The sequence below is a fragment of the Avibacterium gallinarum genome (assembly GCF_002921135.1).
Lineage (GTDB): Bacteria > Pseudomonadota > Gammaproteobacteria > Enterobacterales > Pasteurellaceae > Avibacterium > Avibacterium gallinarum.
The window spans coordinates 43,040-55,522 of record NZ_PQVJ01000006.1 but is presented as its reverse complement, the minus strand read 5'-3'; the positions used below and the strand labels follow the sequence as shown (position 1 = coordinate 55,522).

Here is a 12,483-nt window from a genome sequence, read left to right as displayed (position 1 = left end):
AGTTAGCCAACCCAAACGAATTTGGCAATAAAGAGTAAGGCAACCACCCAAACTGGTGCATTAACTTCTTTCCAGCGTCCTGTGCAAACTTTCATCACACAGTAGCTAATAAAACCAAAGGCAATGCCTTCCGTAATGGAATAAGTGAACGGCATCATTGCTGCGGTGATAAAGGCTGGTGTGGCTTCGGTCAAATCTTCCCATTGAACACGAATTAAGCTTGAAGCCATTAAAATTCCCACATAAACCAACGCGCCTGCGGTGGCATAAGGTGGCACAACGCTCGCTAATGGCGAGAAGAAAATAGTTAATAAGAACAACACGCCAACTACAACTGCCGTCATTCCTGTGCGCCCGCCCACGGAAACACCAGCGCCACTTTCAATGTAAGTACTGATTGCAGAGGTGCCGATGTACGATCCCGCCACGGCGCTCACGCTATCCACATAAAGCGCTTGTTTCATTTTCGGGAAACGCCCTTTCTCATCGCTGATCCCTGCTTTGTCTGTTACGCCCAACAAAGTGCCTGAAGAATCGAATAAATTCACCAATAAGAAAGAGAAAATAATGCCGAGCAAGGCGGTATCTAACGCGCCCATAATATCCACTTTGCCCACCACTGGCGCAAGGCTTGGTGGCATAGAAATCACCCCGTGAAACACTACGCTGTCATCAAATAACAACGCAAGCGTGGTAACCACTGCGATTGAAATCAGTACGCCAGAATAAATTTTACGCGCGGCAAGCACCACGATAATGAAAAAGCCTAAAATCCCCATTAACACTTGCGGATTATGCAGCTCACCCAATGCCACTAAGGTTGCAGGATTTGCCACCACTAAGCCCATATTTTTAAAGCCAATAAGCGAGATAAAAAAGCCAATTCCCGCCCCAATGCCAACGCGCAAACTCAAAGGAATGGACGCCATTAACCAATAGCGAATTTGGAATAACGTTAGCACGAATAAGCCCACTGAACCCCAGAAAATTGTCCCCATTCCCACTTCCCAAGAATAGCCCAATTTTCCCACCACCACATAGGCGAAAAAGGCGTTTAATCCCATCGCTGGGGCAAGGGCAATAGGCAAATTACTGAACAAGCCCATCGCGATCGTACCAAATGCTGCGATCAAACAGGTGGTTACAAACACCACTTGCTTATCCATTCCCGCATCACCAAGCACTGAAGGATTAACAAAAACAATATAAACCATCGTAAAAAAGGTGGTAATCCCTGCGATGATTTCTGTTTTTGCCGTGGTATTTTTTTGATTTAATTTAAAAAGTTTTTGTAGAAAAGACTGATTTTCCATTTTTTAATCCAGATTAGTTGATAAAAAAGATGAAAAACGCAACTTAAAGAAGGGTGTTTTTCCTGCCAATTCTAGCAGAAAGCAAACGATTTCGCGATAGGTTTTTTAAAAGAAATGTCTGTAATTTATATAAAATTAGTATGAATAAAGTGCGGTAGAAAAAACGCAAATTTTTCCACCGCACTCTCTTTTTGAACTATTTCTTTTTGAACTCTTTAAAAACAAATCAATAACCCGATTGATACACCAATTCGGCTAATTTCACTGCCATTAAGGCGAGGTTAAAGCGTTGTTCGTCTGCCACTGACCAAAATTCGATGCCATTTTCTACCGCACTTTCTTGCTGATTAAGGTTGCTGATATGCAGTTTGACTTCGCTTTCGCCGTTTTCATTTTCGCCATTAATTACAGGGGTAATTTGGTTTTCTGGGTGATATTCAATAAAGCTGTTTTGTTGCCATATTTCTGCTACGGCTTCACTTGCCACATCATAATCAAAAAAGGCGCTGACTTGCTGAGCAAGGCCGTAAAATACAGGAACTTGAATTTGGTGGAACACCACATTATCAAGCTGTGGGAAAATTTTCTGCACTTGCGCGCTCAAATTCGCACTTTTTACAGGGAAAACATCAAAGGCTAGGCGCTGAACATTTTCATCTAAAGGGATACCATTTAATAGCTGTGCTGTTTGCCCTGCAAGTTGCGCCACTTTTTCATCGCCCATATAAGAAGCTGGCAGAAGCGAGCTGACAACCACTTGTTTTAATGGGTAATTTTGCAAAATTTCGCTCAATGGCAGAATACTTTGGGTTACTTGCGGGTTCGGTAAAGAAACAATGTTACGTTGTCGCAACTCTACTAATTGTGCGTCATTAACCGTTGGGATCACCAATGGCACATCAGGCAAGCTAGCACAAAGCCCGAATAAATCAATCACCACGCAGCCTGCTTCTGCGGCTTTCGCTAAATGGCTAGCAGCGGACACTTCGCCTGCGAAAAACACATAATTGAAAGTTGCCCAATCCACTTCATCTGGCACAATTTGTGCGACTGCTTTATTATTAAAACGAATGCCTTGTTCTTCATTAAATGGAAAAATTTCCGCCACGGATAGCTGATCAATTTCTAGCTGGCTTTGTTCTAAGCATTCAGCCAGTTTTTCGGCTAATTCAAATTCTGCGGCAATGGCGATCTTTAACATTTTTTCTCCCTTGATTGTCATAATCAGCGTAAAATAAGCGTTATATTTTACCGAATTCTGACAGGAAAAGAAAATGACACCAGCCATTGATTTATTAAAAAAGCATGAAATCCCTTTTGTTTTGCATAATTATGATCACGATCCAAACAATACCCATTTTGGTGATGAAGCCGCAGAAAAATTAGGTATTCCACCTAAGCAATCGTTCAAAACCTTGCTTGTGGCGGAAAATGGAGATCAGAAAAAACTTGCTTGCTTTGTGCTCCCTACGGCAAATATGCTGAATTTAAAGAAAGCGGCAAAAGCCATTGGCGTGAAGAAAGTGGAAATGGCGGAAAAAGATGCCGCACAAAAAAGCTCCGGTTATTTAGTGGGGGGAATTAGCCCTTTAGGGCAAAAAAGAAAAGTGAAAACGGTGATTGCTCAATCAGCCTTAAATTTTTCACAAATTTATGTTTCTGGTGGTAAACGCGGTTTGAGCGTGAAACTCGCACCGCAAGATTTAGCAGATGTATTACAAGCCAGTTTCGCGGATATTGTGGACGATACTGAATAAGCAATCAAAATAAAAAAGGCTCAAGCGCAAAAGGGTAACGCCTGAGCCAATAAGGGAATTGGTTCCAATTAATTGCACAAAAATATCATCATTAAAACGCTGAAGTATCTTGGAATAAGCCGACTTTAAGATCGTTGGCGGTATAAATTACGCGCCCGTCCACTTCAACTTCACCGTCTGCTAAGCCCATGACTAATTTGCGGTTTACCACACGTTTCATATTAATGCGGTAAATTACTTTTTTTGCTGTTGGCAAAATTTGCCCAGTGAATTTCACTTCGCCAACGCCTAAGGCTCTGCCCTTTCCTTTGCCGCCGATCCAGCCAAGATAGAAACCGACAAGTTGCCACATCGCATCTAGCCCTAAACAACCCGGCATAACAGGATCGCCAATAAAATGGCAACCAAAGAAAGGGAGATCTGGGCGAATATCTAATTCCGCTTCAATGTAACCTTTCTCAAAATCGCCACCTGTTTCATTCATTTCCACAATGCGATCCATCATCAACATTGTTGGTGCGGGGAGCTGTGGGCCTTGTTCGCCAAATAATTCACCACGTCCTGATGCCAATAAATCCTCATAGCTGTAGCTACTTTTTTTATTTGGTGTACAACTGTCCATCATTTTTGTTTCCTTCTATGTATAAAATACGCAACGTATCAATTTATTCCGCATAATATCAGGATTAGAAGAAAATAGATATAGCTAACACTTGTTCGCTCAACTTGTCCGATCAGTGAGTAAATTATTTAATTTTGAGAAATAAAAAGGCGAACATCGCTGCTCGCCTAAAATAAAATTTAGAAAATTTCACCGCTCTTTTAAGATGATCAAAGTCTGACACGAAGTGCAGTGCAAAAATTTAACTTTTTCGCCCCAATAACCAATGCCAGAAACCGCTTTTTTGTTGTTCCGAATGGGCGTTTAAACGTTGGCTGATCAGCTCGCTCAATGGCTGATTTTGTTCGTTGTAAGTGCTATCTTCCTCAACTAACAAATGGCGTTTAAACAGAATTTCACAGGCTTGGAAAACATCATCTACTGCCCAAATGGAAAATTGCTGATTTTTCACCGCGCTTATCACAGCTTCCGATAAGCTCAGCTGATTTAACACCGCAGAAGGCACAATCACCCCTTGCTTGCCCGTTAAACCCCGTTTTTCACAAATAGCAAAAAAGCCTTCAATTTTTTGATTCACGCCACCTACGGAATGTACCAGCCCAAATTGGTCAATTGCCCCGGTAATGGCGATGGATTGCGGCAACGGCTGCAATGCCAAGGCACTGGCCAGCACGCAGAAACACGCCAGCGAAGCGCTATCGCCGTCAATTTCACTATAAGATTGCTCGAAAACAATAGACGCAGAAAACGGCAGTTGAGTGGGCAAATCTAAAATATTCGCTAAACACACTTCAGCAATCATTGTGCCTTTGCTATGAATATTACCTGCCAGCTCATTTTTGCGCTCGACATCAATCACTTCCCCTTCGCCAAGCTGAACAATACAGCTTATCCGTGAAGGCTCACCAAAGGAAACGGGGCTGCCTGGGTATTCAATCACAGAAAGCCCATTAATTTGCCCCACCACTTCGCCTTCGGTTGCCACATAAATTTGTTCGTGCAGAATATCTGCATAGGTTTGCTGTTGCAAAAAGCCCTGCTGTTGCTGTTTGGCTTGAAAATATTGCTCAAATTGCACCGCACTTAATTCATTGCATTGCGCCAATGTGCACGTGTTGCTCAATATCTCTTTTAGCTTTAACGGCGAAATATTGATGCAATGACGATCTTCGCTTTCTCGCACCAAAAGCTGATAGAGTCGATTTATTCCGTCCGCCGTGAGCTGAATACCCAGCTGTTTCGCATAAGATTGCACATAACCTTGCCATTGTTGCTGCGCTTGCTCGTTATCAAGGGAAAAGTAGCTTTCAATTTCGCCATAATCCGCCAGCTGATAAAGGCTTTCATCTAATTCTTCTAATAGCGCCAATTGCGTGCGATCGCCCAATAAAATCACTTTTAATGCCAGATCGTAACTGGGAATATCGCAAGGCAGCGGTTTATAAGGATGTAACGATTGCCAATGGAAATGCTGTTCACTCAAAAGCTGCTTTAAGCGTTCCCACAAGCCCACCTGCGTTAATAAAGGCTCAACACTTAAAATCAGTACGCCACCGTTTAACTGATGCACCAAGCCACTTTGTAACGCAATCTGTTGCCCGTTTGAGCGGACATTACCGAATAATCGTTGTTGATCATAATAGATCGCACTCGCCACTTGTTTTTTTGCGGCAAAATCATCTTCCACGCTAGTCGCATTTTGCAGGGTAATTTTAGGCAATGTCTGCTCAGAACCTTGCTCAATATGATAATGCACACCTTGCAAGGGCAAATCTTGTGGCTGGAACTGGCTGATAAATTTTTCCAGCAGCACTGCATATTCCCCTTGCTGATCGGCTTTTAATACTAATAAAGTGCGGTCAGAATTTTGCAAAAATTGCGAAACGCTCCCACGGGCGCGCGATTGTAGGTCAAAAAAATCAATAGATTGCGAAAAATCTGCTTGCCCTGCTAACTCAGGACGCAAATTCTGCCAAGATAAAACTTGATTAAATAACGCAGGCAAAGTGTGTGGCTCTCTTTGAGTAATGGTTGAAAAGGTGGATTATCGCATAATGGGATTATTTTGTATATTTATGCCTTGCATTTAATAACGTGATCCGTTATCATTATGTAGTATTAACGAAAGGCGTTATTATTTATGATTACCCATTTTTCCTGTAAAGAAACCCAAGCATTTTTTGAAGGTAAACGAATACGGCGTTTTATCCCATTTGAAAAAGTCGCAATGAGAAAACTTCAACAACTTAATGCGGCAACAGAGCTTAACTTTTTAAAAATTCCTCCTGGAAATCATTTAGAACAGCTTTATGGTGATCGAAAAGGCCAATACAGCATTCGAATTAACGATCAGTGGCGGATTTGTTTTACTTGGTTAAATGGACACGCTGCTGATGTTGAAATTGTGGATTACCACTAATTAAGGATAACTGATTATGATTAGAGAAATTCCCCTCTCCCACCCCGGTGAGATTTTATTAGAAGATTGGCTAAAACCACTTGGTATTAGCCAATACGCACTGGCAAAAGCGATTTCTGTCCCACCTCGCAGAATTAATGAAATTGTCAAAGGCAAACGTTCCATTACCCCCGATACCGCATTGCGCTTGGCAACATTCTTTGGCACAGATGCACAAAGCTGGCTTAATATGCAATCACATTATGACACAGAACAAACTCGTTCAATCATTAACGAAGATTTAAGCCATATTATCCCTTATCAATTTGCTTGAAAAAGTGTGGTGAAATTTCACCGCACTTCATAAATATGGCTAAAAAATATTGCGGTTAGACGAATTTATCACCCAAAACAAAATTTACTAGCGAAAAAAATCGGAACAGCGTAAACTTATACAGAGTTACCCCGTAACGGAGTTTGAGGAAATACGATGAAATACCAAAAGCTAGAAAATCAAGAAGCACACTGGAAATGGCTCTATTTAACCAAAAAAGCCCGTGAAGGGGAGCAAATTACGCGTTATGAAGAACGCAGTTTACAGCAAGAAATGGTGCGCCGTTTAATTGCCGCACAGAATAATGCGGCGGAAACAGAAGAATGGGTGAAAACTCATCTTTCGCCTAATTTAGTGGTGAAATTAGACCAAGCAATTCGTGCGCGGCGTAAGCGTTTTTTCAATGCGGAAAATCAAACCACCAAGAAAAAATCAATTGATTTGGAATATTCTGTTTGGTTGCGCTTATCAAGATATGCTAAGAAAATGAAAATGACTCTGTCTGAAACCATCACCTATATGATTGATGAGCGAGAAAGCAAAGCCGCTTATGAACATCAAATGTCAGCAATGAAAGAAGGGTTAAAAGATTTATTGAAAAAATAGACCGCACTTTTGCGATGACCTTTGTGATAAAAATAAAGCCTCCAAATCTGGAGGCTATTTTATTCCTTGAGTTAGTCGATAAGCCGGGTTCTGTCGTTGAACAATCATTCATCTAGGCGTTTGTTCGCACAAACGCTCAAGCAACCTACCCGAACTCTGAGCGGGCCACCCATTGAGTTCCTATTTGGTCTTGCTACGAGTGGAGTTTACCCTGCTGTGAAATGTTACCACTCACACGGTGCGCTCTTACCGCACCCTTTCACCCTTACCTGATCTCAAACGAGCCATCGGCGGTCTGCTCTCTGCTGCACTTGTCGTAGGCTTTCGCCTCCCAGACGTTATCTGGCACTCTGCCCTATGTAGCCCGGACTTTCCTCTCGTCTATTTGTCCCACTAGGTCGTTTATACAAACGGTTTAGGGCTTCAATAAACCAGCGATTGTTTGGCTAACTCAGGGCGAGAGTATAGCGGAATATCAAACAAATGCAAGAAAACTCAGATAAAATGACTGCTAGAGTTCGCAAAAAACTTACGCTAAAATAACCGCACTTTTGCTGAATATAAAAGGGGCAACAATGGATTATCTCAAAATCGCACAAGACACCCTTGAGGTGGAACAAAAAGCCTTGCTACAACTAAGCCATCGTTTAGATGAGCAATTCAACCAAGTGGTGGATCTCATTTTGAACTGTGAAGGTCGCCTTGTGGTTGGCGGAATTGGTAAATCAGGTCTGATCGGTAAGAAGATGGTGGCGACCTTTGCTTCCACAGGCACGCCAAGTTTTTTCCTGCACCCGACAGAAGCCTTTCACGGCGATTTGGGAATGCTCAAGCCCATTGATATTGTGATGTTGATTTCATACAGCGGTGAAACCGATGATGTGAATAAACTTATCCCGAGTTTAAAGAATTTTGGCAATAAAATCATTGCCTTAACCAGTAATAAGCAATCTACCCTTGCAAAACACGCCGACTATGTGCTGGATATTACGGTGGAACGGGAAGTTTGCCCGAATAACCTTGCGCCCACCACCTCTGCACTGGTTACCCTCGCATTGAGCGATGCCCTTGCCGTTGCACTCATCACCGCAAGAAATTTCCAACCTGAAGATTTTGCCAAATATCACCCAGGCGGAAGTTTAGGCAAACGCTTGTTATCCCGCGTGAAAGATCAAATGCAAACCAAATTGCCAATCGCACAGCTCACCACCTCATTTACCGATTGCTTAACCATTATGAATGAGGGGCGTATGGGGGTAGCGATTGTTATGCAAGACAATGAACTAAAAGGCATTATCACCGATGGCGATATTCGCCGAACACTCACTCGCAATGGTGCTGACGCGCTCAGCAAAACTGCGCAAGAATTAATGACTTCTCAACCTAAAACCATCAACGCAAATTGCTATTTAGCGGAAGCGGAAAACTTTATGAAAGAAAACAAAATTCATTCATTAATCGTGTTAGATGACGCTAAAAATGTGGTGGGTTTAATTGAATTTTCGAGCTAATACTATGATTTCAAACGAACAATTACAAAATATCAAACTCGTGATCACCGATGTGGACGGTGTACTCACAGACGGTTTACTCCACTATGACGCCAACGGTGAAGCATTCAAAAGTTTCCACGTTCGTGATGGATTGGGCATTCGTATGTTAATGGAAAATGGCGTGCAAGTTGCCGTGCTTTCGGGGCGAGATTCCCCGATTTTACGCAAACGCATTGCCGATCTTGGGATTAAGCTGTTCTTTTTAGGCAAATTAGAAAAAGAAAGCGCCTGTTTTGAATTAATGAAACAAGCTGGCGTAAGCCCTGAAGAAACCGCATTTATCGGCGATGATAGTGTGGATCTGCCTGCTTTTGCGGTGTGCGGATTATCCTTTGCCGTAGGCGATGCGATGGATTATGTACAAGATTGTGCCGACCATGTGCTACAACGCCACGGCGGACAAGGCGCATTTCGTGAAATGTCCGATATGATTATGCGCGCGCAAGGCAAAAGTGATGCCTTTGCCACCGCACAAGGTTTTCTTAAAACCGTAGAAAATATGGCACAATAAAACAAAAAACGGTCGGAATTAGACCGTTTTTCTATCGCTAAGGCAGCAAAATATATTCCAATTTTACTTCCCCTAAATAAGCCAATAATTCTTCTGCCATTTTTTGATAAGAAAGGTTTAAAGGCTGTTCAACCATCACTACACGCTGAATATTTTCCACCTCATTGCCACTTAATAATAAATAATTTAATGCCACTTGTAAGGCAGGCAAGGTTGGGTTGAATGCCGCATTTTCAGCATAGCGACCAGAAAAAATTTGTTGATCTTGAAGCTGAATTGCAACGCCTGAATAGCTTTTTGAATAGGGCGCGTGAGCTTGATTAGCCGCATTTAGCGCTGCCAAAATAATGGGATCTTCTGTGCGATAATTTAAACCATTATGATGTTCATCAAATAATCGGCAGGTAATATCCAAGTCTTTTGGACCAAAAGAATCTGGCAAATATTTGTGCAGCAAATTATTCTGGCTATGCGGCAAATGAATATGCAGGGTTTCCGCACTATTTAATTCATTCATAAACTGACGGCAATGTCCACACGGGGTATAGTTTACCGTTACGTCAGTCAATTTCCGTTCGCCACGCATCCACGCGTGAGAAATCGCACTTTGTTCCGCGTGAATAGTTTGCTGAATATTGGTAGCACAAAACTCTTGGTTTGCCCCGAAATAAAGGCTGCCGCTTTCCCCTGTAACCACCGACCCTACGCTAAAATGAGAAATCGTAGGATTGGCATAACTTGCACTAATCGGCAATAAAAGTAGGGCGAAGTCTTTAGTGCTTAATTGATATTTTTCGCAAAGATGATTCACCACAAACTGCGGTAAAAAGCCTTGGAAATGCTGTTCAGCGAGAATATGCCATAAATCTTGGGCGAGTTGTTGATTTTCTAATAATCCCAATGATTGCTGAATGCGATCTGAAATGTGTTGCTGAAGATGATTTTTCACACTGCTTTCTCCTTTCAAGCTAAAACTCTCGCTATCATAGTGCAGAATAGAGGAAAAATCTTAAAGAAAAGTTAATTTTGTGAGCTTAATCAAATATTTATTCAGATTTAAAGTGCGGTAAAAAATTTTCAAATTTTCCACCGCACTGATAAAAACAAGCCTTTCACTTGTTCTTCGCTAATGTTCGCGATAATCATTCGCCTGCTGCAATAATTGGCGACTTTCTTTTAAGAATTGTTCAGAATAATCGCCGAACCAATCGCGGACTTGTTTGAAGGCTTGGATAAAACCTTGTTTATCGCCTTGTTCAAAGAATTTCAGGCTTTCTTCATAACTTTGTTTTAAGCTTTCGATCACTTCAAGGTTTTCTGGTTTATCCATAATAATGTCCGCGTATAATGCGCCATCTTGGGCGAATAGGCGTCCGATCATTGCCAGTTCTAAGCGGTAAATTGGTGAAGATAAGGCTAACAGTTTCGCCAACTCCACAGGTTGTTTGGATAAATGCAGACCGTTGGCAAAGGTGGCAAAGTGACGTAAGGCTTGAATGTAAGTCATACTTTGATCGTGTTCGGCAGCATCCACTTGATAAATTTTCGCACCCCAAATGCTGATTTGATCTAATAGCCATTGATAGCGTTCGGGATAACGCCCATCACAACGCACCACCACTTGTTTCGCCATACTTGCAATATCTGGCCCGAACATTGGGTGCAAGCCCACTACTGCCCCTTTATGCACTTCCAGCATTTTAGCCAGCGGCGCTTTTTTCACCGAGGTGAGATCGGTGAGCAACATATTTTCTGTTAAATAAGGTGCAAGACGCTCAATGGTTTCCACCGTGTTTACGATGGGTACGGACACAATGACCACATCTGCACCCGATAAAATCTGTGCGGCGTTGTCCCAATCGTTTCGCCCTAAACTTTCTACTTGATAACCAGAAAGCTGCAGATAACGTGCGAATAATCCGCCTAGCTTGCCTTTTCCACCCACAATCACAATTTTTTTGATGTTAGGATTAACGGTTTTAAAGCCGAATTGATTTTCTCTGGTGTAAGATTCGCGCATTAAACGGCGTAGTACATCTTCGATTAAATCAGGCGGTACGCCAAGTTTTTCCGCTTCTTGCCGTCTTGCTTGCAACATTTCTGCTTCACGATTTGGCACATAAATGGGTAAGCCGTATTGATGTTTGATTTCTCCCACTTTTTTTACCAATGCCAAGCGTTTTGCGAATAATTGCAATAATTCTTGATCTAATGTATCAATTTCTGTACGCAGTTCTTTTAGGGCGTCCACGTTATTGTCCTTATTTCTTTACAGTCTGATGATTTTGCCAGTTATTTTTTGCTCAATGCTTGTGCCATTTGACGTAATAATTGCTCGCTGGTTTCCCAATCAATACAAGCATCTGTAATTGACACACCATATTGCATTTCGCTGACTGGCTGTTCAGCACTTTGGTTGCCTGCGTTAATATGGCTTTCTAGCATCACGCCAATAATGGATTGGTTGCCATTGGCAATTTGCTGTGTAACATCTTCTGCCACAATCGGCTGGCGGCGGTAATCTTTATTCGAGTTGCCGTGGCTGCAATCCACCATAATGGCGGCTTCCAAGCCTGCTTTTTGTAATTCTTGTTCAGCTTGTTGAATAAATTCCGCTTGGTAATTTGGCGCTTTTCCACCACGCAAAATAATATGTCCGTTTGGATTGCCTGCGGTGTTGAGCAAATTCACCTGCCCTTGCTGGTTGATACCAATAAAGCTATGTCCCATTGCAGACGCTTTCATTGCATTAATCGCAGTGGCAATGCTGCCGTCAGTACCATTTTTAAATCCCACTGCCATTGATAAGCCTGACGCCAATTCACGGTGAGTTTGCGATTCCGTGGTTCTTGCGCCAATGGCTGACCAACTGAATAAATCTGCCATATATTGTGGCGTGATCGGATCAAGCGCTTCGGTGGCAAGTGGCAAGCCCATTTCAGCCAGCTCTAATAAAAGCTCACGCGCAATGTGCAAACCGTGTTCCACATCAAAGCTGCCATCAATTTTCGGATCGTTAATTAAGCCTTTCCAGCCCACGGTGGTACGCGGTTTCTCAAAATACACGCGCATAACAATATACAGCTCATCTTTTAGCTCATCAGATAAGGCTTTCAAACGTTTTGCATAATCCAACGCAGAAAGAGGATCGTGAATCGAACAAGGGCCGATCACCACTAATAAACGGTTATCTTTTTTATGAATGATATTGGCAATATCCGCGCGTGATTGCTCAATTTGATGACGCAAATGTTGCGGTAAAGGCAATTTCTCTTTTAGTTCACTTGGTGTGATTAACACTTTTTCATTAACAATATTTACATTATGAATGCTGTCTTTGTGATTTACATTGTTCATTTTTCTTTCCTACTCAAACTTAAAGTGTAAAT

13 protein-coding genes and 1 other RNA gene are annotated in these 12,483 nt (G+C 42.2%); 6 read left to right on the top strand and 8 right to left on the bottom strand.

All coding sequences use genetic code 11. The features are described from left to right. Positions 1-2: 2 nt before the first annotated feature. A complete protein-coding gene (locus C3007_RS01900; RefSeq protein ID WP_103852824.1) occupies positions 3-1,313 on the bottom strand; it encodes an NCS2 family permease in 1,311 nt (436 codons plus the stop codon). A 226-nt stretch (positions 1,314-1,539) separates the two neighbouring features. Beyond that, a complete protein-coding gene (locus C3007_RS01895) occupies positions 1,540-2,514 on the bottom strand; it encodes an oxidoreductase (RefSeq protein ID WP_103852823.1) in 975 nt (324 codons plus the stop codon). A 73-nt stretch (positions 2,515-2,587) separates the two neighbouring features. Here C3007_RS01895 and ybaK point away from each other — a divergent pair, with 73 nt between their 5' ends. Continuing rightward, positions 2,588-3,070, top strand: coding sequence for a Cys-tRNA(Pro) deacylase (ybaK, locus tag C3007_RS01890; protein WP_103852822.1), 483 nt, complete (start codon positions 2,588-2,590; stop codon positions 3,068-3,070). 91 nt (positions 3,071-3,161) lie between these two features. Here the strand turns inward: ybaK and fabA are convergent, their stop codons facing one another. Further along, positions 3,162-3,695: a bifunctional 3-hydroxydecanoyl-ACP dehydratase/trans-2-decenoyl-ACP isomerase gene (gene fabA, locus C3007_RS01885; RefSeq protein WP_103852821.1), complete on the bottom strand. Its 534-nt coding sequence runs from the start codon at positions 3,693-3,695 to the stop codon at positions 3,162-3,164. Positions 3,696-3,933: 238 nt separating this feature from the next. Further along, on the bottom strand, positions 3,934-5,697 hold the full coding sequence (locus C3007_RS01880) for an AAA family ATPase (RefSeq protein ID WP_103852820.1): 1,764 nt from the start codon (positions 5,695-5,697) through the stop codon (positions 3,934-3,936). A 135-nt stretch (positions 5,698-5,832) separates the two neighbouring features. Between C3007_RS01880 and C3007_RS01875 the strand changes: the two genes are divergently transcribed. The 3 genes from C3007_RS01875 (at position 5,833) to matP (ending at position 7,030) form a co-directional block, all read left to right on the top strand. Then, positions 5,833-6,111: a type II toxin-antitoxin system RelE/ParE family toxin gene (locus C3007_RS01875; protein ID WP_103852819.1), complete on the top strand. Its 279-nt coding sequence runs from the start codon at positions 5,833-5,835 to the stop codon at positions 6,109-6,111. Between the two features lie 16 nt (positions 6,112-6,127). Next, positions 6,128-6,424, top strand: coding sequence for a HigA family addiction module antitoxin (locus tag C3007_RS01870; protein ID WP_103852818.1), 297 nt, complete (start codon positions 6,128-6,130; stop codon positions 6,422-6,424). Between the two features lie 156 nt (positions 6,425-6,580). After that, positions 6,581-7,030 carry a macrodomain Ter protein MatP gene (gene matP, locus C3007_RS01865; RefSeq protein ID WP_103852817.1) on the top strand — a complete coding sequence of 150 codons (450 nt, stop codon included), beginning with the start codon at positions 6,581-6,583 and terminating at the stop codon, positions 7,028-7,030. A 63-nt stretch (positions 7,031-7,093) separates the two neighbouring features. Here the strand turns inward: matP and rnpB are convergent. Beyond that, positions 7,094-7,484: RNase P RNA component class A (gene rnpB / locus C3007_RS01860), an RNA gene on the bottom strand. Positions 7,485-7,605: 121 nt separating this feature from the next. On the opposite strand from rnpB, the gene C3007_RS01855 reads away from it, so the two are divergent. Together C3007_RS01855 and C3007_RS01850 are read left to right on the top strand one after the other, a co-directional pair. Beyond that, positions 7,606-8,541 carry a KpsF/GutQ family sugar isomerase gene (locus tag C3007_RS01855; RefSeq protein ID WP_103852816.1) on the top strand — a complete coding sequence of 312 codons (936 nt, stop codon included), beginning with the start codon at positions 7,606-7,608 and terminating at the stop codon, positions 8,539-8,541. A gap of 4 nt (positions 8,542-8,545) precedes the next feature. Further along, complete coding sequence (locus C3007_RS01850; RefSeq protein ID WP_103852815.1) at positions 8,546-9,094, top strand: KdsC family phosphatase; 549 nt, start codon at positions 8,546-8,548, stop codon at positions 9,092-9,094. Between the two features lie 37 nt (positions 9,095-9,131). Here C3007_RS01850 and cdd read toward each other — a convergent pair whose 3' ends face one another. From cdd to C3007_RS01835, 3 genes are all read right to left on the bottom strand, one after another. After that, positions 9,132-10,043 carry a cytidine deaminase gene (gene cdd, locus C3007_RS01845; protein ID WP_103852814.1) on the bottom strand — a complete coding sequence of 304 codons (912 nt, stop codon included), beginning with the start codon at positions 10,041-10,043 and terminating at the stop codon, positions 9,132-9,134. Positions 10,044-10,220: 177 nt separating this feature from the next. Next, complete coding sequence (gene tyrA / locus C3007_RS01840) at positions 10,221-11,345, bottom strand: bifunctional chorismate mutase/prephenate dehydrogenase (RefSeq protein WP_103852813.1); 1,125 nt, start codon at positions 11,343-11,345, stop codon at positions 10,221-10,223. Between the two features lie 41 nt (positions 11,346-11,386). After that, positions 11,387-12,451, bottom strand: coding sequence for a 3-deoxy-7-phosphoheptulonate synthase (locus C3007_RS01835; protein WP_103852812.1), 1,065 nt, complete (start codon positions 12,449-12,451; stop codon positions 11,387-11,389). Positions 12,452-12,483: the final 32 nt, after the last annotated feature.